This window comes from Acetobacter sp. KSO5, assembly GCF_044094635.1.
GTDB lineage: Bacteria > Pseudomonadota > Alphaproteobacteria > Acetobacterales > Acetobacteraceae > Acetobacter > Acetobacter cerevisiae.
In genome coordinates, this window is the sequence record NZ_CP172014.1 from 40,533 (window position 1) to 64,781 (window position 24,249).

Sequence of the window (24,249 nt, forward strand, 5' to 3'; positions counted from 1 at the left end):
ACCGTTTCGGTTTGCCTTGAGCACGCAGCATCTCGCATAAAAGGCGGATGATGATGCTTCGCGACGCCTGCCCGGCGGATATTCCCCGGATTACCAGTATTTATAACCATGCCGTGCTGCATACGACGGCGATCTGGAACGAGACGGTCGTTGATGAGGCCAACCGTCTGGCATGGCTGCGCGAGCGCCAGCAGGCTGGGTACCCGGTGCTGGTGGCGGTCTCGCCGGAGGGGGCGGTTGCTGGTTATGCCACCTTTGGGCCCTGGCGGGCGTGGGATGGCTATCGGCATACGGTGGAACATTCCGTCTATGTGCATCCTGAGGCCCAGCGGCAGGGCATGGGGCTGACGTTGATGAAAGCGTTGATCCAGCAGGCCCGTGCGCAAGGGAAGCATGTGATGGTGGCCGGGATTGATGCTGAGAATGCCGGATCTGTTGCGCTGCATCAGCAACTTGGGTTTGAAGCTACGGGCGTGATGAAAGAGGTTGGCTGCAAATTTGGCCGCTGGCTGGATCTGACATTTTTCTGCCTGAAGCTGGATGCCCGGCCCGGGCCGTAACAGTCGGCCTCTGTTGAAAAGATTGACGTTGAGGAAGCAGGGTGAGACACCAGTCCTTTCTATGAGAACGGGAGCAGTTCGTGTTTGACGGCCATCTTTCCTCCGTTGCCGGTCGTACGCGGGCATGGACAGACAGTTTGTTTGTGGACCACGCCATTTTCAGGCTGGTCTGGACAAATTTTCACGCTGTGGTGCCCGGCAAGGTTTATCGCTGCAATCATCCAACCCCGGCGCGCCTGAAATGGGCCATGCGGCGTTTTAACCTGCGCACGCTGGTTAATCTGCGTGGGCACCGGAAATGCGGGTCGGATGCGCTCTCCCGCAACGCAGCCGCTCGCCTTGGGCTGGCGCATGTGGATATGGCGTTTGAAAGCCGGGGGGCCCCGCACCGGGACCGCATTTTGCGTTTTGCCGGACTGTATCAGCAGATTGCTTTCCCAATGCTGATGCATTGCAAATCCGGCGCGGACCGGGCTGGTCTGGCATCCGGGCTGGTGATCCTGTTTGAAGGCGGCACGGCAGAGCGGGCGCTTAAGGAACTCTCCTGGCGCTACGGGCATTTTCGCCAGTCTCGCACCGGCATTCTGGATGCGTTTTTCCTGCGTTATCAGGCCGAGGCCGAAGGGCGCATTCCGTTTCTGGACTGGGTACGCGATGAGTATGACGAAGCTGCGCTGAAGCGGGACTTCGTTGCCGGGAAAATTGCCTCTTTCATGACAGATCAGGTTTTACGCAGAGAGTAACAGACCCATGGATGCACAGCCTGCTCCGGCCTCGTCGGTTCATTCGTTGCCTGCATCCCACCCGCCTGTGCCGGTTTTTGTGGCGGCTCTGGCCATTTTATCGTGGGCCAGCGCCTATCCTGTTGTGCGTCTGGCGTTGCAGGTTCTCCCCCCTATTCCGCTGGCAGCCGCGCGTTATGCGTTAGCGGCGGTTATTGCGCTGGTCTGGGTTGGCTGGACGCGCCCCCGGTTGCCGCGTGTGCAGGACCTGCCGCGCTTTGTGGTGTGCGGGGCGATTGGCATTTCCCTTTATAATATCCTGTTCAATCTGGGCGAGCAGACGGTTTCCGCCGGGGCGGCCAGCCTGTTGATCAGTTTTTCGCCGCTAATCGCTGCACTTCTTGCTGTTGGGGTGATGGGAGAGCGGCTGTCTGTCTGGGGCTGGGTTGGGTCACTGGTCAGCTTCTGTGGTGTTGTTCTGGTGGCACAGGGGCAACCGGGCGGCCTGACATTTGGCTCCGGTGCGGCTGATGTGCTGGGGGCAGCCTTTTCTGCCGCCGTCTATAATGCGGTGCAGAAAAAACTTGTGGCGGTGTATGGGGCTTTGGCGACGACGGCGTATGTGCTGATTATTGGCGCTGTACTGCTCATCCCATGGCTTCCGCAGGCGGTGCAGAGCTTGCAGACTGCGCCTGTTACCGGCTGGATTCTGGTTGTGCAGCTTGCGGTGTTTCCGGCTATTCTGGGCTACGCGGCATGGGCGCATGTTGTGGGCAGGATTGGTGTGGCCCGGTCTTCCGGCTTTATCTATCTGCTCTCCCCCGCGACTTTGTTGCTGGCGTTTCTGATCACCGCCGAGGTGCCCAGCGTGCGTATGCTGGTGGGCGGGGCCATTATTCTGGCCGGTGTCGGGCTGATGAATACGCTGGGGCGTGTAAGGCCGCCGGCAGTCCAACAAAAAACGCCGGAGGTCTGAGACCCCCGGCGCATTCTGTCTTCTCAGAAAAAGTCTCTGAAATCAGAGTGTTTTTCAGATGGGAATGGTCCGTTCCAGCGTAGAGCTGAGTGCCGTCAGGCCCGGCAGAACCTTGCCTTCCAGCCACTCCAGGAAAGCGCCGCCTGCGGTGGAGACATACGTCATGTCATGCAGCACACCGGCGTGACGCAGGGCGGAAACAGTGTCCCCCCCTCCGGCAATGGTTTTCAGGCTGCCAGCCTTGGTCAGGCGAGCGGCTTCCTGTGCGACGGCATTGGTGCCTTCATCAAACGGCGGCAGTTCGAACACGCCCAGAGGGCCGTTCCATACCAGCGTTTTCAGGCCAGCCAGTTTGGCTTTCAGCAGTGCAACCGTTTCCGGGCCCACATCCAGCGCCATCCAGCCATCGGGAATTTCCGTCACCGGGGCGACCAGCGTGGGCGCACCGGCCATGAAATCCTCAGAAAGAACAACATCAACCGGCAGAACCAGATCGCAGTTCTTTTCCTTCGCCTTGGCGATGATCTGCCGGGCGGTGTCCAGCATCTCTTCTTCCTTGAGCGACTTGCCGACGCTCAGCCCTTTGGCTGCAAGGAAGGTGTTGGCCATGGCCCCACCCACAACCAGAACGTCGACACGTTCCAGCATGTTTTCCAGCAGCGCGAGTTTGGTGGAGACTTTCGCCCCGCCCACAATCGCGCCAACCGGATGCTCGGGGTTTTCAAGAGCGGCATCCAGAGCGGAAAGTTCCGCTTCCATCAGACGCCCGGCATAGGCAGGCAGATGCTCGGCCACACCGGCGGTGGAGGCATGTGCCCGGTGCGCTGCGGAGAACGCATCGTTCACATACACATCGCCCAGTCTGGCCAGTTCTGCGGCCAGATCCGGCGCGTTGGCTTCCTCGCCGGGGTAGAAGCGGGTGTTTTCCAGCAGCAGCACTTCCCCGTCCTTCAGGGAGCGGGCTGCCGTTTCTGCCTGCGGGCCGATGCAGTCATGCATGAAGCTGACTGGTTTACCCAGTGCCGTGGCCAGAGCCTCGGCCATGGGTTCCAGAGACAGGCCGGGCACAACCTTGCCCTTCGGGCGGTCAAAATGGCTGAGCACAATCACGCGCCCGCCTTTGTCCGCCAGTTCCCGGATGGTGGGCACAATGCGCTCAATGCGCGTCATGTCCGAAATCTTTCCGTCCTGCATGGGGACGTTCAGATCGGCTCTCAGCAGGATACGCTTGCCCTTCGGGTCAAGCTTATCCAGCGTGTTGAAGGGGAGAATGGCCATCAGAGTGAGCCGAACAGCGCCGCAGTGTCGGACATGCGGTTGGAGAAGCCCCACTCATTGTCATACCAGGAGCAGATGCGCACCAGCTTGCCGCCATCGACCAGAGAGGTCTGCGTGGCGTCAAAGGTGGAGGATGCCAGCGCATGGTTGAAGTCGGAGCTGACCAGCGGGGCGTCGGAGTATGCCAGAACGCCTTTCAGTGTGCCTTCGGATGCGGCTTTGATGGCAGCGTTCACTTCTTCCACGGAGCCCGGCACCTTTTTCGGCACGAAGTCGAGCGAGACGAGGGAGACGTTGGCCGTCGGCACACGAATGGCGGTGCCATCCAGCTTGCCTTTAAGCTGCGGCAGAACCAGACCAACGGCGCGGGCAGCGCCTGTGGAGGTCGGGATCATGTTCAGGCCGGCAGCGCGGGCGCGGCGCAGGTCTTTATGCAGCGTGTCCACCGTGCGCTGGTCACCCGTGTAGGAGTGGATGGTGACCATGTAGCCGCGTTCAATGCCAAACGTATCTTCCAGCACCTTGGCGACCGGGGCCAGACAGTTGGTGGTGCAGGAGGCGTTGGAGATCACCGTCATGTCCGGCGTCAGCACATCCTGATTCACACCGTAAACGATGGTGGCATCAGCATCCGTGCCCGGAGCGGAAATAATCACCTTGCGGGCACCGGCAGCCAGAAGCTGGCCAGCTTTTTCCTTGGAGGTAAACAGGCCGGTGCATTCCATGGCCACATCCACGCCCTGGAACGGCACTTTGGAGGGGTCACGCTCGGCAGAAACGGTAATCGGGTCCCATGTGCGGCCATGCGCCGTGATGATCAGCTTGTTGCCATCAACCTTGACGTCAGCCGGCAGGCGGCCATGCACACTGTCATAGCTCAGCAGGTGGGCGTTATCCGCTACGCTGCCGAGATCGTTAATGGCCACCGGCACAACGTCCGTGCGTCCACTTTCAATAATACCGCGCAGCACAAGCCGGCCAATACGCCCGAATCCGTTGATTGCAATTTTGACTGCCATGGTTTTTTAAGCTCCGTTTTTTATTCTATGGTCTGGTCGTTAACGGTCCCCGAACGCGGGTCCGGGGCTGGTCCGGCGTGCGCAGGGAAGGCCCCCGTTCACCGCCTGAGGTCAGAAGGCGCGCGCGCACCTTCTCACAGATCGCTTCAACAGTAATGCCGAAGCGCTCATACAATGCGTTGGCCGGGGCGGACGTGCCGAAATCATCCATGCCAACAAAAACTCCTTCTTCACCAAGCCAGCGTTCCCAGCCAAAGCTGGAAGCGGCCTCAACCCCCACGCGCAGCCCGGACGTGCCGAGCACGGTCTTACGGTAGCTGGCGGGCTGTTCGGCAAACAGTTCCCAGCAGGGGATGGAGACCACGGTGGCCCGAATATCCTGTCGGGCCAGATGGTGCGACGCTTTCAGCGCGATGGCAACCTCTGGGCCAGAGGCAATCAGCGTCACCTGCCTGTTGTCTTCCTGCTTCACCACATACCCCCCGCGGGAGGGGGTGCCGAACGCTGGCGGAGGGAGCGGACCGTACTGGTTTTCATACGGGCAGAGCAGCAACATGGCTGGTCCTTCCTGCCAGTTGAGAGCGGCCTCCCAGCAGGCTGTGGTCTCACGCGCGTCACACGGGCGGAAAACGGCCAGATGCGGCATGGCGCGCAGGCTGGCGAGCTGTTCCACCGGCTGCCATCCCCCGCCGCCATCACCCAGAGCCAGCCCGTCACCCGTCAGCAGATACAGCACTTTGCGGCGCATGAGGGCGGCCATGCGCAGGGCGGAGCGCATGCGATCCACCGTCATCATGCTCGCGGCACAGATGGGAAGCAGCCCCCCGTGCAAGGCAATACCGTTGAGCATACCAGCCATGCCGTGATCCTGAATGCCGCAGGACTGCTCCGCTGGCAGCAGGCGCGTGCGGGCCCGGAATGTGGCAGGCAGGGCGACCGGGGCTGCCAGATCCAGCCGATAGGCGGAGGAGGCCGTCAGGCAGACCAGCTCAGGCAGAATTTCGGAAAGGGCGCGGAGTCCGGCAAAACCGGCATCCTGCGTGGCGTGTCCGGTTGCAGCGCGCAGTTGCCAGCGGCAGGCGCGCTGCCAGTCCTCATCAAACAGGGCGGGACGTTGGCCCTGCATCTCCCGCTCAAACGCATTGCGTAGGCGGTGGCGGGCAAAGCGGCGTAGCCAGGAGCGCCGGGTGGTCGCCCCGCGCCGGGCGGTGGGACTCCACGGGCCGGTCAGCTCTTCTTCCGGTGGGAGCTGGGGGCCGGGCAGAATCTCCGGTGCACTGGAGGGGAGGCAGGCAATCAGGGTCGGTTTGCGGGCCCGCAGCGTGGCCGCAAGGGCGGAACTGATGGCCGCAGCACTGCCAGCGTCCACCCGGCGCACCGTCCAGCCAGAGGCGCTGAAGCGGGCAAGCGAATCGGCAAAGTCCCCGTTATCCGGGCCTGCAGGCGGGGAGACAAGCACGGCCAGCCTGTCCAGCCCGAAGCGGCCAGCCAGTTGCGCGGCTTCCATGGCGACACCGGTTGCGAGGTCCGTATCCTGCGCCAGCACCCATGTGCGGTGATTAACCAGTGAGCGGCCAAAACGCCGGGCAAGAGTCTGTTCTGCAAAGGCCATGCCCACGGCTGCGGCAACCCCCTGCCCGGCCAGACCCGGAGCGACTTCTACGGCCGGGTGACGACCATATTCCAAGGGGATGGTGTTTGCCGTGGGGGAGCCCGTCAGGCGCAGCATGGCGCGCAGCAGGGGCAGCATGGTGGTGGAGGGCACCACAAACCGGTCCCGGTCCGGCCAGTTGGGGGCGCTGGGGTCAAACCGCAGCACCCGGCACCACAGTGCTGTCACCGGCAGGCACATTCTGTTCAGCAGGGTGCGGGTGTGGGGCGGGAGGGGGTCGTCATTCAGCAGCAGGCGCGCGGCGCGGCTCATTCTGGCCACGGCACTTTGCTGGGCGGAGAGGGTAGCCTCTTCCCGCAGTTCGGTCGGGTCTGTCGAAGGGACTGCTGCCATTCGCCTGCCTTCCGTGATGGGCCTGCCCTTGCGGCAGGTCTTCATCCTCGTGCCCCGCTCAATAAAGGTGGCCAGAGGTGAGAGCAAGTTTTGAGGGTCTTGCGCAGAGCTTAACCTTGCGTCTGCCGTAAAGGAGCGCGAAAGAGGATGGCAAGAGTCGCCTCATCCTGTTTGACCCGGAGATCTGCCCGTTATGCTGTCTGTTTCCCGCTTTATAGAAAAGGGGCCGTTTTTCCGGGTGGCGTTTGTGGCCAGTGTTGCGCTGTGCTTGAGTGGATGCAAGCTGGTTGACCAGAAAACCTTCAATGCCCGGGCAGGCAAACCGCCTGTGCCGTATATTCCGCCGCCGCCGCCCGGCCCGCCGCCAGTGCCGCCGTTGATTGAGCTTGTGGCGGGCACCTCCCCGGCTGAGTGGAGCGGGCCGGTTGCGCAGATTGTGCATAAGGCGCTGGCCAGCAAGCCTGACATTCTGTTTGTGGTGCAGTGTCTGGTGCCGCCGGGTACGGATTCTGCAACAGATCAGCAGGCTCTTGTGCAGCTTGTGCAGGGCGATGGGCAGGCCGTGACACAGGCTATCATCAAGGATGGAGCCTCCCCGGCACAGGTGGAAATGGCCGCTATGCCGGATTCGACCGTGACGAACTCAGTCATCAGAGTGTATGTGAAGTAACTCTAACAAGTTTATGTGAAGACCGGCCAGACGGCCGACGGGCCCTGTGCCGAGCCCCGACCGTTTCTGACGACGCGAGGAGAGTAGAAGCGTGGGATCAATCAAAAACGCCCGGCATCCGTTTTATGAGCACTGTCACACGGCGTTGAATGATATCAGGCAGCAGGGGCGCTACCGCACATTTACCCCGCTGGCACGTCTTGCAGACCGTTTCCCTCTGTATGAGGAAGAACTGCCTGCCCTGCCTGAAGGCCGGGAAGTGATTGTCTGGTCCACCAATGACTATCTGGGCATGGGTGTTGTACCGGAAGTGCAGGAAGCCGCGATTGCCGCCATCCGCGAGCATGGCGCTGGTGCCGGTGGCACCCGCAACATTGCCGGAACCAGCCCCCTGCATACAGCGCTGGAAGCGGAAGTTGCTGCGCTGCACGGCAAGGAAGCAGGGCTTCTGTTTGTCTCCGGCTATGTGTCCAATCAGGCCAGCCTGCAGACTATTCTGACCTCCATGCCCGGCTGGATCTGTTTTTCAGACCGACTGAACCATGCCTCCATGATTGCAGGCATCAAGGGCGCGCGTGGCTCCCAGACGGTTATTTTCGAGCATAATGATCTGGCGGACCTTGAGGCTAAACTGGCCGCTGCTCCAGTTGATGCGCCCAAGCTGATCGCGTTTGAGAGCGTCTATTCCATGGACGGCGATATTTCCGACATCGCCGGGATCTGTGCGCTAGCCCGCAAATATAACGCCCTGACCTATCTGGATGAGGTGCATGCGGTCGGCCTCTATGGTGAGGAAGGCGGCGGGATTTCGCAGCGCGATGGCGTGGCCGATCAGGTCGATATTATTGAAGGCACGCTCGCCAAGGGCTTTGGCGTGCATGGCGGCTACATCACGGCGACTGCCGAGATTGTTGATTTCCTGCGCTCCACCGCGTCCGGCTTTATCTTCACCACGGCTCTGCCGCCGCCGGTTGTGGGTGCTGCGCTGACCAGCGTGCGCAAGGTGCGGGCTGAAAACTGGCGGCGTGAGAAGATGTTTGAGCGGGTGAATACCTTCCGCGCCCGTCTGCGGGCTGCCGGGGTCCCGTTCACCATGACACCCAGCCACATCGTGCCCATTCCGGTGGGGGATGCGGAGCGTTGCAAGCGCATTAGCCGCCGCCTGCTGGTGGAATATGGGCAGTATGCCACGCCCATCAACTATCCCACGGTGCCGCAGGGCACGGAGCGCCTGCGGCTGACGCCGGGGCCGTTCCATACGGATGAGATGATGGATGAAATGGTGCGCGCTCTGGCGCATCTGCTGCGGGAAGAAGGCGTGATGCCTGCCCGCCAGACCGAAGACGCGGCCTGAAAAAACGGATCTCTCAGCCCGTCCCCGGTTCTATGAACCGGGGACGGGCCGGAGGGGTCAGCGCGCTTTGCGCAGCCGGTCGAGGGCCGCTTTCAGGTCACTCTCCGACGCAGCACCGGGAATAATTTCACGGTCGCCAATAATGAAGGTCGGCGTGCCTTCCAGATCAATGGCCTTTGCCAGCTCAAGATTCTTGCTCAGTGCTGTGGTGACAGCCGGGCTCTTCATGTCTTTCAGCAGGCGGTCAGCATCCAGCCCGACATTCTGTGCAAGACGACGAATGCGATCCAGAGACGGTGCTGAGGAATCGGTCATCAGCGCTTTCTGGAACGGGATGTATTTGCCCTGAAGGCCAGCGGCCATAATGGCTTCCGCGTCAATCACGCTGTTGGGCCCCAGAACCGGGATGACCTTTTCAACCAGCCGGAGGTCGGGTTCCGAGCCAATCAGGTGGTCCACATCGCCCAGAACCTTGCGGCAATACTGGCAGCGGGGGTCATAAAACTCGACCACTTCCAGCTTGCCGTTCTTATTGCCCAGCACAACGTCCGTCGTGCTTTCCCCATACTGCGCCTTGTTCCGGCGCACCGTCTCCAGCGCGGAGGACGCTTTTCTGGCGGAGGCCTGCGCCTGCAGGGAGGAGATGGCGTCAGACAGAATGGTGGGATCTGTCTTCAGCGCATTGCGCACGATTTCAACAATTTCTGCCCGTTGTGCGGGGCTGAAACTGCCGTCCGCAGCATGAGCGGAGACCGCCCCGCCGCAGAGCAGGAGGAGGCTTGCGGCTCCGGCCAGAGCGGCGCGCCTGAAAGAAAAGGTTATCAGCTTTTTCATCGTGCCTTTATGTCTAAAGCAGAACCGTTGGGATGGAAATGGCGTGCGCGTGTTGCTGCCTGCCCGGAAGAGCGGTAATTCAGAATAGAGATTCAGACGCCCGGTATGCGGGCAGACCAGCGAAATGGAGACATCAAGGCGTGCCCGAGCATTTCATGAAGACCTGTTCAGCCCGGCTTGCGCCGTTATTTTCAGGTCCTGCCCGGATGGCAGCTCTGCTGATGGCCTGTTCACTGACTGCCTGTGGCAGCGAGCATAATGGCCCTGCCCAACCTGCCGTAACTGGGTTTGTGGGTGAGGTTGTGGCGGACGAACCGCAGGCGGCTCTGGTGGCGCGGGATGTGCTGGCGCAGGGTGGCAACGCGGCAGATGCTGCTGCGGCTCTCGGTCTGGCGCTCTCTGTCACCCTGCCTTCCCGTGCGTCTCTCGGGGCTGGCGGGGCCTGTCTGGCCTGGCGTCCGGGTGATGCGCAGGGGCAGGCTTTCCTCTTCCTGCCGCATGCAGGCCAGACCGATGCGCAGACTGACCGCCCGGCTGCGGTGCCCATGCTGGCCCGTGGCCTGTATCTGATGCAGCTGCGCTACGGCAGCGTCGATTTTGCTGATGTCATCGTCCCGGCCCGTAATCTGGCGACCGATGGCGTTCCGGTTGGGGGCCTTCTGGCGTCCGATCTGGCCGCTGTGCAGGCTCCCCTGCTGGCGGACGAAAAAACCCGTGCCATTTTTGCCAATAGTAATGGCACCGTGCTGGCCGCGAATGACCTGATGGTGCAGCCCCGTCTGGCGGGTGCGCTCGAACGTCTGCGTATTGCCGGTGTGGGCGATCTTTATAACGGTTCACTGGCGCAGAGCTTCACGCAGGCGTCTCAGGCAGCGGGTGCGGGCCTGACAACGGCGGACATGCGCGGCAGTCTGGCTGTGGCGGAACAGCCGTTGACGGTGCGTTCTGGTGGGCTGGATATCAGCTTCCTGCCGCCGCCGGCGGATGGTGGTCTGGGCACGGCTGCGGCCTATCTCTCCATGGATGACCATGGTCATGCCAGCGCACGCGGAGAGGCTGTTGTTTCTGGCTGGCGGAACCGGCAGTCCGGCAAGGGTGCTGCCGTGAGCGTTGCCGATGCGGAGGCTCTGCTGAAGAGCGGACATCTGCCGTCCGGGTCTGCTCTGCCGCCCCTGCCGGCATCTACCTCCTTTGTGGTGACGGACCGCACGGGTGAGACGGTGAGCTGTGGCCTGACCATGAACAATCTTTTCGGTACCGGCCGCGTGGCGGGTTCCACTGGCATTGTGCTCGCGGCATCTCCGGTTCGGCGTCCTCTGCCGTTGCTGACGGCGGCTATTGCGCATCAGGGTACCACGCAGTTCCGGGCGGCCGCCACGGCTTCCGGCCAGAATGTGGCGGCGGATACAGCTGCGGTCGCGCTGCGGGCTGCTGTGGCTGGCCAGCGCCCGACAGTCACACAGGGTGTGGGGCGTGCCAACTTCGTTTCCTGCCCGGCGGGGCTGCCGGGAGATTCCGGAAAATGCTTCGGCTGGACCGATCCGCGTGGGTCGGGCCTTGCGGTCTCGTCCGGCCATACCAAATAAGGTCTGTCGCGTTGGCGGCAGGAGGCAAGGCGGCTTTGGGCCGCCTGTTTCCGGCTTGAAATGTTCTTGTTTTGTTTCTATAAGAACAAACAGAAATCAAATTCTTAAGGTGCCTGAGCGGACTCTGGGGCTTGATGCCGGTCATTGCCCGGCGCGCGGCTTTTATGGCACGTCTTAGAACAGTGTAGCACTCCCGGCCTCAGTCGAGGGCCACAGGAAAGGTGAATGATGGATAAGGCAAAAGCTCTTGAAGGCGCGCTCGGGCAGATTGAACGGGCTTTTGGGAAAGGTTCTGTCATGCGGCTGGGGCAGCGCCCGAAGGAACAGGCGGATGTGGTTCCCAGCGGGTCTCTGGGGCTGGATATTGCTCTGGGGATTGGCGGCCTTCCGCGTGGCCGTGTGGTTGAAATTTACGGGCCTGAAAGCTCAGGTAAAACCACGCTGGCCCTGCATGCCATTGCAGAAGCCCAGAAGCGGGGCGGCACCTGCGCGTTTATTGACGCCGAGCATGCTCTGGACCCCGGCTACGCCAAGAAGCTGGGCGTGGACATTGATAACCTGCTGATCAGCCAGCCTGATGCGGGTGAGCAGGCTCTGGAAATTGCCGACACCCTGGTTCGCTCCGGCGCGATTGATGTGCTGGTGGTGGATAGTGTGGCCGCTCTGGTGCCGCGTGCGGAACTGGAAGGCGATATGGGCGATAGCCATGTCGGCCTGCATGCCCGCCTGATGAGCCAGGCGCTGCGTAAGCTGACCGGCTCCGTTGCGCGTTCCAACACCATGATGATCTTCCTCAACCAGATCCGTCTGAAGATCGGCGTGATGTTCGGTAACCCCGAAACGACAACCGGCGGTAACGCGCTGAAGTTCTATGCTTCTGTTCGTCTTGATATCCGCCGCATCGGGTCCATCAAGGACAAGGATGAAGTGGTGGGCAACCAGACGCGCGTGAAGGTGGTCAAGAACAAGATGGCCCCGCCGTTCCGTCAGGTTGAGTTCGACATCATGTACGGCGAAGGCATCAGTAAGGTCGGCGAGCTGATCGATCTGGGCGTGAAGGCCGGTGTGGTGGAGAAATCCGGCGCATGGTTCTCTTACGACAGCCAGCGGATTGGTCAGGGGCGTGAAAACTCCAAGCAGTTCCTGCGCGACCACCCGGAAATGGCCGCCGAGATTGAACGCAAGGTGCGTGAGCATTCCGGGATTGTGGCGGAAGCCATGATGCTGGCTCCCGAACACCACACAGAAGACTAAGACCTACTCCCGGCCTGATACGGGCCGGGAGAGAAAGCTGGCTTCGGGATCGTACGAAGCCAGCACCACTTTTTCAGCCTCTGAAATGTCTTCCGGCGTAAAGCCCTGCCGCAGCCAGAAGGTGCGGGCCGGGCCGGTTGCCGTCAGGCTGAGCACGGGCAGATGTGCTGCGCGGGCGGCCTTTTCGGCCAGTGCAATGGCGTCTTTGGCCCTGCCCTGCCCCCTTACCGTTTCATCCAGCGCAAGATCATGCAAATACCAGCTGTCCGGCCGGGCTGGCAGGCTGCCCAGAAGGCAGTTCAGGCGTGGGGAGAGATGCCCCGCCCAAGGGTGGCTGATCAGATAGCCATGAACCCCAAGTGCATTGGTCAGCACAAAGCAGCCCTCCGGCGCTAAAGCCAGCCGTTCTCTGAAAATATCGTCATCTTCCGGGTAATCGGGATGAATGCGCGCCGCCAGTGTAATGGTGGCGGCAAGATCGTCTGGCCTCATGGATCGCCAGATGGTATCTGCGTTGGAGTATGTCATGAGAACATCGCCGGGGCGTGGCCCTTGGTAAGAAGAGACATGATGCTTCATGATATCACGCATAAAATGACAACGCGAACGCGGGCAGGCGAATGACAGAGCGGCTAAGACTGACCTTGCGGGTGGATGCGGACAAAAAGCCCGCCCTTGGGCATGGGAAAATCCGCCTGCTTGAGCAACTGGCAGAAACAGGGTCTATTTCTGCGGCAGGACGCGCCATGGGCATGTCCTACCGTCGGACATGGTTATTGGTGGATAGCCTGAACCAACTGTTCCGGGAACCTCTGGTGGTTACGCGCCCCGGCGGCGGTGGGGGCGCTTTTCTGACGGCCGAAGGCGAGGCCGTGGTCCGCTGCTATCGGGATATCGAAAAAGAGGCTGCACAGGCTGCGGAAGCCAATCTTGCAAAACTTGAAAAACTCTTAACACCACAAGTGGGGTAATGCCCTTAAAAAGCCGTATCGCACGGCAATTTTGTCATTAAAGAAATTTTTAGCCCTTAACTCTATAGGGAATTCGGGAGTCTGGAGTGTCTTCATCTGTACAGCGACGAGACTTAATTCGGATTGGCGCGGGGGCGACACTCGCTACTCTGGCCGGGGGCGTTGCCCGCAAGGCCAGAGCAGAAGGGCTTGAAGGGGCAACAGGGACATTTGACGACATGACGGTCCGGCAGATTGCCCGGCGTCTGGCCAGTGCCCCGTATCATGGTCCGTCCCAGACCTTGCCCAAGGCGCTGGATAATCTCAATTTCGACCAGTTCCGCAGCATTGCCTATCGGGAAGATAAAACCCTGTGGCATGACGACAATCTGGCTTTTGATGTCGCGTTTTTTCCACGTGGTTTCCTCTACCGCCCGCGGATTGATATTTTTGAAATTACGGACGGCAAGTCTGAGGCCGTTCCTTATTCCCCGGACCTCTTCACCTATGGTGATCCGTCTCTGAGGGTGGACGATAATCTCGGCTTTGCGGGGCTGCGGTTGCGCACTCCCATCAACACGCCGGGCGTGATGGAAGAATTCTGCGTCTTTCTGGGGGCATCCTATTTCCGCGCCGTCGCCAAAGGGCAGAGCTATGGGCTCTCCGCACGCGGCTTTGCGGATGGGACTGGTGATCCCAAAGGCGAGGAATTTGCCCTCTTCCGCGCCTTCTGGCTGGAAAAACCCCAGCCGGGTGTGAAGGCCGTGGTGGTGCATGCCCTGCTGGACAGCCCCTCCGTTGCCGGGGCCTTCCGCTTTACCATCCGCCCGGGTGATGCGACGGTGTTTGACGTGCAGTCCACCCTTTACCCGCGCACCAAAATTGACCAGTCCGGTATCGCACCGCTGACAGGCATGTTCTACTTCGACGCCAATGACCGCACCCATGTGGATGACTGGCGTCCGGCTGCGCATGATAGTGAAGCGCTGCAGATGTGGACGGGGGCCGGGCAGGAACTGTTCCGCCCGCTGCGTAACCCGCTCGATTTGCAGTTCTCGGCGTTTTCAGATGATTCCCCGCGCGGTTTCGGCCTGATGCAGCGCCGCCGAAACTTCCATGATTTTGAAGATCTGGCCCTGAATTATGAAAAACGTCCGTCCCTGTGGATTGAACCCATTGGGGACTGGGGTCAGGGCTGGGTGGATCTGGTGGAAATCCCGACCCCGAATGAAGTGAATGACAACATTGTTTCCTTCTGGCGGCCCAAGACTCCGCTCGAAGCGGGGAAGGAATACAGCTTTACCTACCGGATGTACTGGGGGTGGGATGCCCCCTTCCCCACACCGCTGGCCCGCGTAGGAGCCACCCGCGTTGGCGCGGTGGTGGATGATAAAAACGCCCGCTTCTTTGCGATCGATTTCATGGGTGTGCCGTTTGAACGGCTGCCAAAGGACACGAAGTTCCATCTGGAACCGCAGTCTTCTGGTGGCAAGATCCGGAACGTGGTGGTCGAGCCAAACCCGAATATCAATGGCTGGCGCACAACCTTTGAATTCGTTCCCGGTGATGAAAAGGTTGTGGAACTCCGCTGTGTTCTGGCAGCGGATAGTGGTCCGGTTTCAGAAGAATGGGTGTACCGTTGGACGCCGTAATGACGCAGCCTGTGCAACAGACCGTGCCGTTTCAGGCTCTTCCGCCAGAAGCCCCGCTGGCCATGCCGGTGCAGGACCTGCATGCCGTGCCGGATATGGAAGGGCGAGCCAGAACGCCTTCAACTTCTCCGGCCACCATCGGGCTGCGGCGGTTTCTGGTTATCGGGTCCGCACTGGCCCTGACAGCCTTTGGTGCATGGCGCACGCATAAGGTGCTGGATGCCAACGGCACCTCCATCCTCGGGGTGGTGATGCTGGTGCTGTTTGTCGCCCTGTTCCTGTGGATTGCACTGGCCTTTACGTCGTCACTGGCCGGGTTTGTCTCGCTGATCACACGTGGCGGCCTGGGGCTGGGGATTACGCGGTCAAGCCCGCTCCCTACCCTGCGCTCCCGCACAGCCCTGTTGCTGCCGACTTATAATGAACCCCCGCATCGCGTGATGGCGGGGCTGAAAGCCATTTATACCAGCCTGTGTGAAACGGGTCAGGTGGGTGCGTTTGATGTATTCATCCTCTCCGACACAACCAACCCGGATGTGTGGGTAGAAGAGGAAGCGGCATTTCTCGCTCTGCGTGCGCAGACGGGTGGAGAAAACCGGATCTTCTATCGCCGCCGCCATAACAATGTGGAACGCAAGGCTGGGAATGTCGGGGAATGGGTGCGTCGTTTTGGCGGGGCCTATGACCAGATGGTTACGCTGGATGCGGACTCCGTCATGTCTGGTGAGACACTGGTGCGCATGGCCGGGGCCATGGAGCGCAACCCCGGTGTGGGGCTGATCCAGACTCTTCCGGTGATTGTTGGCGGCACCACGCTGTTTGCCCGCCTCCAGCAGTTTGCGGGCCGTGTCTATGGGCCGGTGATTGCGCATGGCATTGCCTGGTGGCATGGGGCTGAAGGCAATTACTGGGGCCATAACGCCATTATCCGCACCAAGGCTTTTGCCGGGCAGGCCGGCCTGCCGCATGTGCCGGGTCGCAAACCGTTTGGCGGCCATATTCTGAGCCATGACTTTGTGGAAGCGGCCCTCATGCGTCGCGGTGGCTGGGCCATTCACATGGTGCCGGGGCTGGATGGATCGTATGAAGAAAGCCCGCCGTCTCTGACGGATGTGGCTATTCGTGACCGGCGCTGGTGCCAGGGCAACTTGCAGCATGTGAAGGTGCTGCCTACTAAAAAGCTGCACTGGATCAGCCGGATGCATATGGTGGTGGGGATTGGCGCTTACGTCACCTCCCCGCTCTGGCTGGTGTTCCTGCTGACCGGGATTTTGATTTCCCTGCAGGCGCATTTTGAACATCCCGAATATTTTGGGGATACAAAACTCCTTTACCCGCACTGGCCGCATGTGGACCCGGTGCAGGCGAAGTATGTGTTTATTGGTACCATGGCCATTCTGCTGGCGCCCAAGCTGCTGGCCTATATTGCCCTGATATTTGACCGCGCGACCTGCAAGGGCTGCGGCGGTGCAATTCGGGCCGCGGCGTCTGTGGTGGTGGAAACGCTGATTGGTGGCCTGATTGCCCCCATCGCCATGCTGATCCAGACGTCTGGTGTGCTGTCCATTCTGTCCGGGCATGATTCCGGCTGGAACACGCAAAAGCGTGATGATGGCGGCGTGCCGTTTATGATAGTTGTTCGGCAGTACGCCAAATTTACAATTTTTGGTTTGTTGCTGGGAGCCGGAGCGTGGGTTGTCTCCCCGTCCCTGTTCTTCTGGATGACGCCTGTGCTGCTCGGGCTGGTCTTTTCCATTCCGCTGGTTGTTATGACCAGCAGCCGCGATGTCGGCCAAAGCTTTAAAAAAGCCGGTCTGCTTCTGGTGCCGGAAGAAACGCATCCGCCGGATGTTCTGCTAAAAACAGAGCGTGCGGTGGAAGAGGATCACGGTCCCTCCCTGCCTCATGACGCCTTGCGTGCTTTGCGCGCCGATGCCGGTCTGTTGCAGGCCCATGCCGCCATGCTTCCGGCACCTCGCAAAGCGGGCGATCCGATTAACCCCGATCAGTTGGTCGGGTTGCTGAAAGTCTCGGAAGCGCCGAGTCTTTCAGTTCTGGAAGAACAGCTCACAACCAAGGAAAAAGCCGCCGTTCTGGGTTGTGCAGAAGGTATTGCTGCCATAAGCCGCCTGCCAGCCTGAGTTTTTTCAGGGGTTTTCAATTACCCTTAAAAAGAGAGTGTTTATAAAAAAGGGAAGAAGGCCGGATACTCCGATCTTCCTCCCTTTTTTGTTGGGGCTGATGCCGTTGCGTCAGGCGCTGGCGGCATCCAGCTCTGCACGGTCTTCTGCCGAGAGGTTCAGCTGAACGGCTTTTGCAAAACTCTCGATATGTTCACGCCGGGTTGCGCTGGCGATGGGGGCTGTGACCCCTTCCCGTCCAATCAGCCAGGCCAGAGCGACTTCAGCCTGTTTGGCATCATGCCGGGCGGCAACGGCATCAAGGGCTGTCAGAATTTTCAGGCCACGTGGGTTGAGATATTTGCCAATGCCAGACCCGCGCGCGCTTTGGGAAAGATCATCCTGCGTGCGGTATTTTCCGGACAGGAAGCCCGATGCAAGGCTGTAATAGGGCACCACGCCGAGCTTCTCTTTGATGCACAGATCCCGCAAAGCGCCATCATAGGAATTGCGGTCATACAGGTTATATTCGGGCTGAATGACTTCATAGCGCGGCAGGTTGTGGGTTTTGGCTACATCCAGTGCTGAACTGAGCTGGCTGGCATCCAGATTGGATGCGCCAATGGCGCGGATTTTTCCGGCTTTCAAAAGTTTGTCAAAAGCGCCGAGCGTTTCTTCATAGGGCGTTTCCGGATCAGCCCGATGAGAGAAGTAGAGGTCAATCCGTTCAACGCCCAGACGTTTGAGTGAGCGTTCGGCCGCTTCCATAATCCAGCGCTCGGAAAGCCCCTTCTCGCCCGGCTTTTCCAAATCCCAGCCGACCTTTGTGAAAATGAAAACCTGATCCCGCTTGCCCGGATTGGCCTTGAGCCAGTTGCCAATAATGGTTTCAGACTCGCCGCCCTCGTTCCCCGGGGCCCAGACGGAATAGACGTCAGCTGTGTCGATGGCGTTAAAGCCGTGGTCAACAAATGCATCCAGAATGCTGAAGCTGGTTTTTTCATCAAGGGTCCAGCCGAACACATTGCCACCAAAAACAATGGGGGCAATCTGGAAGCCGGTGGTGCCGAGGGGGCGAAAATCCATGATTCAGTCTCTCTTTGTTTGTGTCAGGTGTCTGGGTATCTGCATAACGTAACACGCACGTTTCCTGTTCCCGGGGCGCAGGTCTGCGTGGCTTTAGTGAATGCGTTCCCCGCCCACCCAGACTTCCTCAACTATAAAGGTGGAATCCAGCACGACAAAATCAGCGCGCTTGCCTGATTCCAGTGCGCCCCGGTCTGTCAGGCCTAAATAGCGGGCCGGATTGGTGCTGAGCAGAGCAGCAGCTTCCTGCAAGGGTGTGCCAGCCTGAAGAGCGTTGCGCAGGGCCTGATCCAGCGTCAGCACGCTGCCTGCCAGACTGCCATCGGGCAGGCGGGCGGTGCCGTCTTTCACCATAACTTCCTGTCCACCCAACAGGCTGGGGCCTTCGGGCAGGCCGGTGGCCCGCATGGCGTCTGTGACAAAAACCAGCCTGCCTCCCATCACGCGATGCGCCAGCCGGAAGGTGGCGGGGTGAACATGATGGGTGTCAAAAATCATTTCGGCGTAAGCATCGCTGCACATCAGGGCCGTGACGGGGCCGGGCTTGCGGCTGGTAATGGGCGCCATGGCGTTGAACAGATGCGTGCCCCCGGCCACGCCACCCGCTGCGCAGATATGGCAAATGGCGGCATTGGCCTCTTCATAGTCCGCAACGGTATGACCAAGGCTGACGCGAACGCCTGCATCTGCAAATTGCTGAATGGCCGTTTGCGCGTGGGGGAGTTCAGGAGCAAGCGTCACAACACGCACGCACTCTGTGGCAAGTGCTTCAGCCACGCGGTCTGCTGTAGGGGGAATGGCGTAAGGCGGTTGAGCACCCAGCTTGTGCGGGCTGACAAACGGGCCTTCCAGATGCGCGCCATGCACAACCGGGCCGCCGGGGATTTGTGTGCGTACGACTTCTGCGACGGCACGCAGGGCCTCCATCACATCTGCCCAGGGGCGTGTAATGGTGGTGGGCAAAATGGTGGTGGTGCCGTGCTGCGCGTGAAAGCGGGAAAGGGTGTGAATGGCCTGCACACCATCCATAGTGTCCGCCCCGTTGCCGCCATGCACATGGCCATCGATAAAGCCCGGCAGAATATAGCGGTCTGGCACCGCGCTGCGGGCTTCAGTGCTCTCAATCTTTCCGGAAAAAGAGAGGCGTCCGGGCATGATCCGGTCAGGAAGAACAAGATGTCCGTCAAGGTCTGACATGGGTGAGGCTCCTGTTTGCAAAGATTTTATACGGGGGCAGGATTTTGTAGAAATTCTTTGAAGAAAGCGTGTTGTGCTGGTGCTCCTACTTCCGATGGGATGGTTTCCATAGTGTTTTATGAAAAATCAGGGAGTTTTTCTGGATTTGTTAAGTATCCAGCGCATGTGCAAGGCGTGCAATCCATGCGGCGTCAATTGGCCAGCCGGCCAGTCTGGCGGCTTGTATAATCCCTCCGCCAACAGGCGGCAGGCGCGGAGGCTGAGGGGCGCTGCATAACTCTGTCAAAGTGTCGCGCAGCAGGCGACTTTTGAAAACGCTCCCCGCATAACTCCAGGGCAGAGTGTGTTCAGAAAAGCGCGCCCGCGCTGTCCGGACAAGCGTGGCAAGATGCTGGGCAGCCTGCGTGATGAGGGCTCGGGCTTCCGGGCATCCGGCTACCGCCATCTCATCAATCAGGCGGGCGCAGTGGGCCACGGCGGGGCGGGGGCGTTCCTGCTGGCTGTACCAGCCAAGCAGGGCGTCGAGGGCTTCCGGATTTTCATCAGGCCAGTTCATGGTAGCGCAGATCTTCCGGGCAAAGTCTTTTGCGTCCGGGGCACGACCGTCCATGGCCTGACACACACGTTGCAGGGCTTTGCGGCCAATCCAGTAGGCGCTGCCTTCATCGCCAAAAACCGGCCCCCATCCCCCAACGCGGGCTGTCTGGCCTGCTCCATCTGACGCCCAGGCCATGGACCCCGTGCCGGAGAGCAGGAGAACACCAGCCTCGCCCGCAAAGGCACCGATGCAAGCCATATCAACATCATTGGTCAGGCTGAGCGGGGAGACGGGGCAGAGCTGGTGCACATGGGTGCGGAGCAGGCGGCCTGTCTCCCGGTTTTCACCATAGCCTGCAATCCCAAAGGCTGCGGCCTGTAAGCCAGTCGCAAGAGGTGTGACGAGGTTTGTAAGACTATTTTGCCAGTCGGGCTGATCAAACGGATTGCAGCCTTTGGTGATCTGCATTGCCTGAACGGTGGCATCCAGGCCAACACGCACGGCCAGCGTTTTTGTGCCGCCACCATCCACTGCCAGAATAGCCGGACCCTGCGGCAGGTGAGGGGGCACAAAAGGCTCAGGCATGGTCACGGGCTTTGGTCAAAAGGACGCTCTTTGCAAAAGGAAGCTGGTTGCAGAGCATTAAGATTATATCGTTTTCAAAACGTGCGCTATGGGCAAAACTCTACAGTGTGTCACTCGGCCGCAGAGGTGGACTGAGGGCCATCAGGAATACTGCCCAGCCGTTCACAGGCCAGTGCCAGCGTTTTTTCCGGGTTGGGTGTTTCACAAAGCTGCCGGACGTCGGGCGAGCAGAGTTCAATGGAATTTTCAAAATCGGATTCCAGCACGTCCTGCGCGATCGCCAGATCCTGATCATTCGTGCGGGTCTGTTCTTCCTGCAACTGGGCCTGTGTTTTGTGCAGTTCCTTCAGGGAGTCGATACAGGCGGGGCTGGCTGCCTCGGGCTTGTATTGCAGAACGGCCAGTTCCTTCTGGAGTTGTGCGTTCGGCACCGTGCTGCGCACGGAGGATTTGTCCTCTTCCTCGTCAGCATGAGCATACAGGGGGGCGACGGTCAGGGCGGAAGCCAGCAGGACCATGGCGGCATGGGGGAACAGGCTGAATTTGGACACGCTCAGACTCTCTGAAGGGGCAAGGAATGGCTCAGACCTTATACCTCCTAGCCCGGCCCTTCCCGCAAGGCAAAGAGGGAAAAGGGCAGGGTTGGCAGGCGTGGCGGTTTGGTGCTATCTCTCTCCTCGGAAAGTCGGCAGTGGACGAGCGCCTTGCTAACCTGGTCAGGTCCGGAAGGAAGCAGCCCTAGTGAGTTTCGAGCGGGTCATTGTTCGGCTTTCCACCTTTTTCCGCTCAGAGCCTCAGGCCACAGGAGCGTGAGTTTTTTTCCTCGGAACTGTCATGACCGATAAGACCGATGCGCACCACTCCCGGGATGACGGGCTGCCCGATCCTGTGATGGAAGGCCCCGGTCTGTTTGGCGACGCTGCTCCAGCCGTCCCTGCCCCGGCCTCTCCGCCTCAAAACACCTCTCCCTACCGCGTTCTGGCGCGCAAATATCGCCCCACGACGTTTGATGACCTGATTGGTCAGGAAGCCATGGTCCGCACTTTGCGGAACGCTTTCGCGCTTGGGCGCGTGGCGCATGCCTTCATGCTGACAGGCGTGCGCGGCGTTGGTAAAACCACCACCGCCCGTATTATTGCCCGTGCGCTCAACTGTATTGGCCCGGATGGCAACGGTGGCCCCACGGCAGACCCGTGCGGCGTGTGCGCCAACTGTGTGGCTATTCTGAATGACCGGCACCCCGACGTGCTGGAAATGGACGCAGCCTCCCGCACCGGCGTAGATGACGTGCGCGAGATTATTGAGGCCACGCGGTTCCGCCCCATGCAGGGCCGCATGAAAGTCTTCATCATTGATGAAGTGCACATGCTCTCGCGCAACGCCTTCAATGCGTTGCTCAAGACGCTGGAAGAGCCGCCGGCACAGGTCACGTTCATTTTTGCCACCACGGAACTGCGCAAGGTGCCGGTTACGGTGCTGTCGCGCTGCCAGCGGTTTGACCTGCGCCGTGTGCCGCAGGCGGATCTGGCCGCACTCTTTGCCCGTATTGCTGAAAAAGAACATGTCCGGCTGTCCGAAGATGCGCTGGCGCTGATTGCGCGTGCGGCGGATGGCTCCGTGCGTGATGGTCTGTCCCTGCTGGATCAGGCCATTGCACAGGGTGAGGATGAAGCCGAGATCGGCGCCTCCGTCGTCAGTGACATGCTGGGGCTGGCCGACCGGCAGGTGGTGTTTGACCTGCTGGACGCCGCCATGACCGGCAAGCCCGATCAGGCTCTGGCGCTGGCCGATGCGGCGCATGCTCGCGGGGCTGATCTGGGGTTGGTTCTGGGCGATATGCTGGATCTGATCCACACCATCTCCCGCCTGCGGGCCGTGCCGTCCCTGCGGGATTCGGCAGAAATGCCGGAAGCCGAGCGAGTGCGCGGCACCGAGATGGCCGAAGCTTTTCCCGTGCCGGTGCTGATGCGCGCCTGGCAGATGCTGGTGAAGGGCTTGAAGGAAGTGGAAATGGCACCAGACCGCCGGGCTGCGGCGGATATGGTGCTGATCCGGTTGTGTTACGTGGCGGATCTGCCCTCGCCGGAAGATCTGGTGCGGCGGCTGTCCGGGCAGGGGGGCGCTCCGGCTCCCTCTGGAGCCCAGGGCGGGGCTGCCGGGCCGGACGGGAATGCGCCCTCCGCTCTGAGTGAGGCCCGGTCTGACGGCGGCAGATCGGGCGGACAGGAAGGCCCGCCACCCCTGCGGATGGTCGCAGGAACATCCGTGGCGGCGAGCGCGCCCGCTGTTGCGTCTGCCGTTGCGGTGCAGGAACCGGTGGCTGACGCAGCGCCATCCCCCGAGCCGGAAGCTGTGGCCGCGCCGGAACCGCAAGGGCCGGTGGTGCCGCGCACATGGCGTGAGGCAGTTGCTTTGGTCAAAGACCGGCGCGAGGCCCTGCTCCACGGGAATTTGCGCAACGGCGTGCATGTGGTGTCCTTCGCGCCCGGTGCCATTACCATGCGGATGCAGCCCGGCCTGCCTGCGGATTTGCCGCGCCAGTTTCAGAAAGTGCTGGAAAGCGCGTCTGAGATGCCCTGGCGTATTCGCCTCTCTCAGGAGGAAGGCGAGCCGACGCTGGATGAGCAGGGCGCGGAAATTATCCAGTTCCAGCGGCGCACCGCACAGGCGCATCCGCTGGTAAAGGCCATTCTGGCCGTCTTCCCGGATGCTGAACTGGGAGACGTGCAGGATCATGCTCTGGATGAGTATGGTCTGCCGCCGGAAGAGCCCCCGGAACTTGTCTTTGCTCCGCTTGACGCTGAGCTGCTGGACGAGGATGAACGACCTTCCGACCCGGGGCTGTCGATAGACTAGACCGAACAAACAGGCTGCACTGGTGCAGCCAGATAAGGAGAGATGCTGTGAAAAATCTTGCCGGACTGATGAAGCAGGCCACTCAGATGCAGGCCAAAATGGAAGCCATGCAGAGCTCGCTGGAAGCCATGAACATTGAAGGCTCCGCAGGTGCGGGCATGGTGAAGGTTGTGCTGAGCGGCAAGGGCGACATGCGCTCCATCCAGATCGACCCCAAGCTGGCTGACCCGGCAGAAATGGAAATGCTGCAGGACCTGATTATGGCGGCCTGCGCTGATGCCCGCACCAAGCTTGACGCAACAGCAGCGGAAGAAATGCAGAAAGTCACCGGCGGCCTGAACCTGCCTGCTGGTATGAAACTGCCGTTCTGACCAGACGGAGCGCGGCATGGGCGGGCATGAAATAGAGCAGCTGATCAGGCTTTTGGGGCGGTTGCCGGGCTTTGGCCCGCGCTCTGCTCGCCGCATTGCCCTGTTTCTGCTGCGTGACCCGCAGGCGCGCCTTGTGCCGCTGGCCCGTGCGCTGGAGCGTGCGGGAGAGGCCGTAAAAACCTGTTCCACCTGCGGCAATCTGGACACGGTTGACCCCTGCCACATTTGCACGGACCCCTTGCGGGACCCGAGCGTGGTGTGTGTGGTGGAAACGGTGGGAGACCTCTGGGCGCTGGAGCGCGCGGGGGTGCATCGTGGCGTGTATCAGGTGCTGGGGGGCACGCTCTCCCCTCTGGCAGGGATCGGCCCGGAAGATCTGAATATCAGCCCGCTGCTGGAGCGGCTGGAGCAGGGCAGCGTGCGGGAAGTCATTCTCGCCCTTGGCGCGACAGTAGAGGGAGCGACAACCATGCACTGGCTGATGGATAAACTGGCCTTTTACGAGGGCGTGACCGTAAGCCGCGTGGCGCAGGGTATGCCAGTGGGTGGTGCGCTGGATGTGCTGGATGATGGCACGCTGGCCGCAGCCCTTGGCGCACGGAGGCCTGCATGAACGTGCCTGAGTCCAAAGCCTTT

22 protein-coding genes and 1 other RNA gene are annotated in these 24,249 nt (G+C 60.8%); 14 read left to right on the forward strand and 9 right to left on the reverse strand.

All coding sequences use genetic code 11. From position 1 onward, the window contains the following. The first annotated feature begins 47 nt into the window (after positions 1 to 47). The 3 genes from ACHQGU_RS00190 (at position 48) to ACHQGU_RS00200 (ending at position 2,258) form a co-directional block, all read left to right on the forward strand. The gene (locus tag ACHQGU_RS00190) at positions 48 to 560 is read left to right on the forward strand and encodes a GNAT family N-acetyltransferase (protein WP_395495502.1); all 513 of its coding nucleotides are present in this window, start codon (positions 48 to 50) and stop codon (positions 558 to 560) included. Between the two features lie 80 nt (positions 561 to 640). Then, positions 641 to 1,303, forward strand: a complete 663-nt coding sequence (locus ACHQGU_RS00195) for a fused DSP-PTPase phosphatase/NAD kinase-like protein (RefSeq protein WP_043550401.1) — start codon at positions 641 to 643, stop codon at positions 1,301 to 1,303. A 7-nt stretch (positions 1,304 to 1,310) separates the two neighbouring features. Next, positions 1,311 to 2,258, forward strand: coding sequence for a DMT family transporter (locus ACHQGU_RS00200; protein ID WP_395495503.1), 948 nt, complete (start codon positions 1,311 to 1,313; stop codon positions 2,256 to 2,258). A 54-nt stretch (positions 2,259 to 2,312) separates the two neighbouring features. On the opposite strand, the gene ACHQGU_RS00205 is transcribed toward ACHQGU_RS00200, so the two are convergent. Genes ACHQGU_RS00205 through ACHQGU_RS00215 form a run of 3 tightly spaced genes read right to left on the reverse strand, consistent with a single transcriptional unit; the run spans position 2,313 to position 6,560 of the window. Next, positions 2,313 to 3,536, reverse strand: a complete 1,224-nt coding sequence (locus ACHQGU_RS00205; protein ID WP_062141162.1) for a phosphoglycerate kinase — start codon at positions 3,534 to 3,536, stop codon at positions 2,313 to 2,315. Beyond that, entirely contained in the window at positions 3,536 to 4,555 is a 1,020-nt protein-coding gene (gene gap / locus ACHQGU_RS00210) for a type I glyceraldehyde-3-phosphate dehydrogenase (RefSeq protein ID WP_395495504.1), read from the reverse strand. Before gap ends, ACHQGU_RS00205 begins: the two co-directional genes overlap by 1 nt. Positions 4,556 to 4,580: 25 nt before the next feature. Beyond that, positions 4,581 to 6,560: a transketolase-like TK C-terminal-containing protein gene (locus tag ACHQGU_RS00215; RefSeq protein ID WP_395495505.1), complete on the reverse strand. Its 1,980-nt coding sequence runs from the start codon at positions 6,558 to 6,560 to the stop codon at positions 4,581 to 4,583. A gap of 193 nt (positions 6,561 to 6,753) precedes the next feature. On the opposite strand from ACHQGU_RS00215, the gene ACHQGU_RS00220 reads away from it, so the two are divergent. Both ACHQGU_RS00220 and hemA read left to right on the forward strand, forming a co-directional pair. Further along, on the forward strand, positions 6,754 to 7,230 hold the full coding sequence (locus ACHQGU_RS00220; RefSeq protein ID WP_062141156.1) for a hypothetical protein: 477 nt from the start codon (positions 6,754 to 6,756) through the stop codon (positions 7,228 to 7,230). A 91-nt stretch (positions 7,231 to 7,321) separates the two neighbouring features. Next, entirely contained in the window at positions 7,322 to 8,584 is a 1,263-nt protein-coding gene (gene hemA / locus ACHQGU_RS00225; protein ID WP_043550407.1) for a 5-aminolevulinate synthase, read from the forward strand. A 57-nt stretch (positions 8,585 to 8,641) separates the two neighbouring features. On the opposite strand, the gene ACHQGU_RS00230 is transcribed toward hemA, so the two are convergent. Further along, a complete protein-coding gene (locus tag ACHQGU_RS00230; RefSeq protein ID WP_082779409.1) occupies positions 8,642 to 9,418 on the reverse strand; it encodes a DsbA family protein in 777 nt (258 codons plus the stop codon). 206 nt (positions 9,419 to 9,624) lie between these two features. Between ACHQGU_RS00230 and ACHQGU_RS00235 the strand changes: the two genes are divergently transcribed. Next, a complete protein-coding gene (locus ACHQGU_RS00235; protein WP_231874796.1) occupies positions 9,625 to 11,004 on the forward strand; it encodes a gamma-glutamyltransferase in 1,380 nt (459 codons plus the stop codon). A 228-nt stretch (positions 11,005 to 11,232) separates the two neighbouring features. Then, entirely contained in the window at positions 11,233 to 12,258 is a 1,026-nt protein-coding gene (gene recA / locus ACHQGU_RS00240; protein WP_231558193.1) for a recombinase RecA, read from the forward strand. 3 nt (positions 12,259 to 12,261) lie between these two features. Here the strand turns inward: recA and ACHQGU_RS00245 are convergent, their stop codons facing one another. Then, positions 12,262 to 12,786 (reverse strand): GNAT family N-acetyltransferase, encoded by a 525-nt coding sequence (locus ACHQGU_RS00245; protein WP_395495506.1) that lies wholly within the window; start codon positions 12,784 to 12,786, stop codon positions 12,262 to 12,264. 92 nt (positions 12,787 to 12,878) lie between these two features. On the opposite strand from ACHQGU_RS00245, the gene ACHQGU_RS00250 reads away from it, so the two are divergent. The 3 genes from ACHQGU_RS00250 (at position 12,879) to mdoH (ending at position 17,001) form a co-directional block, all read left to right on the forward strand. After that, complete coding sequence (locus ACHQGU_RS00250; protein ID WP_062141150.1) at positions 12,879 to 13,229, forward strand: winged helix-turn-helix domain-containing protein; 351 nt, start codon at positions 12,879 to 12,881, stop codon at positions 13,227 to 13,229. An 86-nt stretch (positions 13,230 to 13,315) separates the two neighbouring features. Continuing rightward, the gene (locus ACHQGU_RS00255; RefSeq protein ID WP_062141149.1) at positions 13,316 to 14,860 is read left to right on the forward strand and encodes a glucan biosynthesis protein; all 1,545 of its coding nucleotides are present in this window, start codon (positions 13,316 to 13,318) and stop codon (positions 14,858 to 14,860) included. Further along, on the forward strand, positions 14,836 to 17,001 hold the full coding sequence (mdoH, locus tag ACHQGU_RS00260; protein ID WP_395495507.1) for a glucans biosynthesis glucosyltransferase MdoH: 2,166 nt from the start codon (positions 14,836 to 14,838) through the stop codon (positions 16,999 to 17,001). The genes ACHQGU_RS00255 and mdoH overlap by 25 nt, the downstream gene beginning before the upstream one ends. A 111-nt stretch (positions 17,002 to 17,112) precedes the next feature. Here mdoH and ACHQGU_RS00265 read toward each other — a convergent pair whose 3' ends face one another. The 4 genes from ACHQGU_RS00265 to ACHQGU_RS00280 all read right to left on the reverse strand — a co-directional run bounded on the left by ACHQGU_RS00265 (position 17,113) and on the right by ACHQGU_RS00280 (position 20,937). Then, on the reverse strand, positions 17,113 to 18,066 hold the full coding sequence (locus ACHQGU_RS00265) for an aldo/keto reductase (RefSeq protein ID WP_395495508.1): 954 nt from the start codon (positions 18,064 to 18,066) through the stop codon (positions 17,113 to 17,115). 93 nt (positions 18,067 to 18,159) lie between these two features. Then, entirely contained in the window at positions 18,160 to 19,221 is a 1,062-nt protein-coding gene (nagA, locus tag ACHQGU_RS00270; RefSeq protein ID WP_395496454.1) for an N-acetylglucosamine-6-phosphate deacetylase, read from the reverse strand. Positions 19,222 to 19,411: 190 nt separating this feature from the next. After that, positions 19,412 to 20,386, reverse strand: a complete 975-nt coding sequence (locus tag ACHQGU_RS00275) for a BadF/BadG/BcrA/BcrD ATPase family protein (RefSeq protein WP_395495509.1) — start codon at positions 20,384 to 20,386, stop codon at positions 19,412 to 19,414. 110 nt (positions 20,387 to 20,496) lie between these two features. Continuing rightward, entirely contained in the window at positions 20,497 to 20,937 is a 441-nt protein-coding gene (locus ACHQGU_RS00280; protein ID WP_231866224.1) for a hypothetical protein, read from the reverse strand. Between the two features lie 128 nt (positions 20,938 to 21,065). Here ACHQGU_RS00280 and ffs point away from each other — a divergent pair. The 4 genes from ffs to recR all read left to right on the forward strand — a co-directional run bounded on the left by ffs (position 21,066) and on the right by recR (position 24,226). Then, positions 21,066 to 21,163: signal recognition particle sRNA small type (gene ffs, locus ACHQGU_RS00285), an RNA gene on the forward strand. A gap of 57 nt (positions 21,164 to 21,220) precedes the next feature. After that, positions 21,221 to 23,242: a DNA polymerase III subunit gamma/tau gene (locus ACHQGU_RS00290; protein ID WP_395495510.1), complete on the forward strand. Its 2,022-nt coding sequence runs from the start codon at positions 21,221 to 21,223 to the stop codon at positions 23,240 to 23,242. A 47-nt stretch (positions 23,243 to 23,289) separates the two neighbouring features. Continuing rightward, positions 23,290 to 23,613: a YbaB/EbfC family nucleoid-associated protein gene (locus tag ACHQGU_RS00295; protein WP_043550420.1), complete on the forward strand. Its 324-nt coding sequence runs from the start codon at positions 23,290 to 23,292 to the stop codon at positions 23,611 to 23,613. Positions 23,614 to 23,629: 16 nt separating this feature from the next. Then, positions 23,630 to 24,226 (forward strand): recombination mediator RecR, encoded by a 597-nt coding sequence (recR, locus tag ACHQGU_RS00300; protein ID WP_062250342.1) that lies wholly within the window; start codon positions 23,630 to 23,632, stop codon positions 24,224 to 24,226. Positions 24,227 to 24,249: the final 23 nt, after the last annotated feature.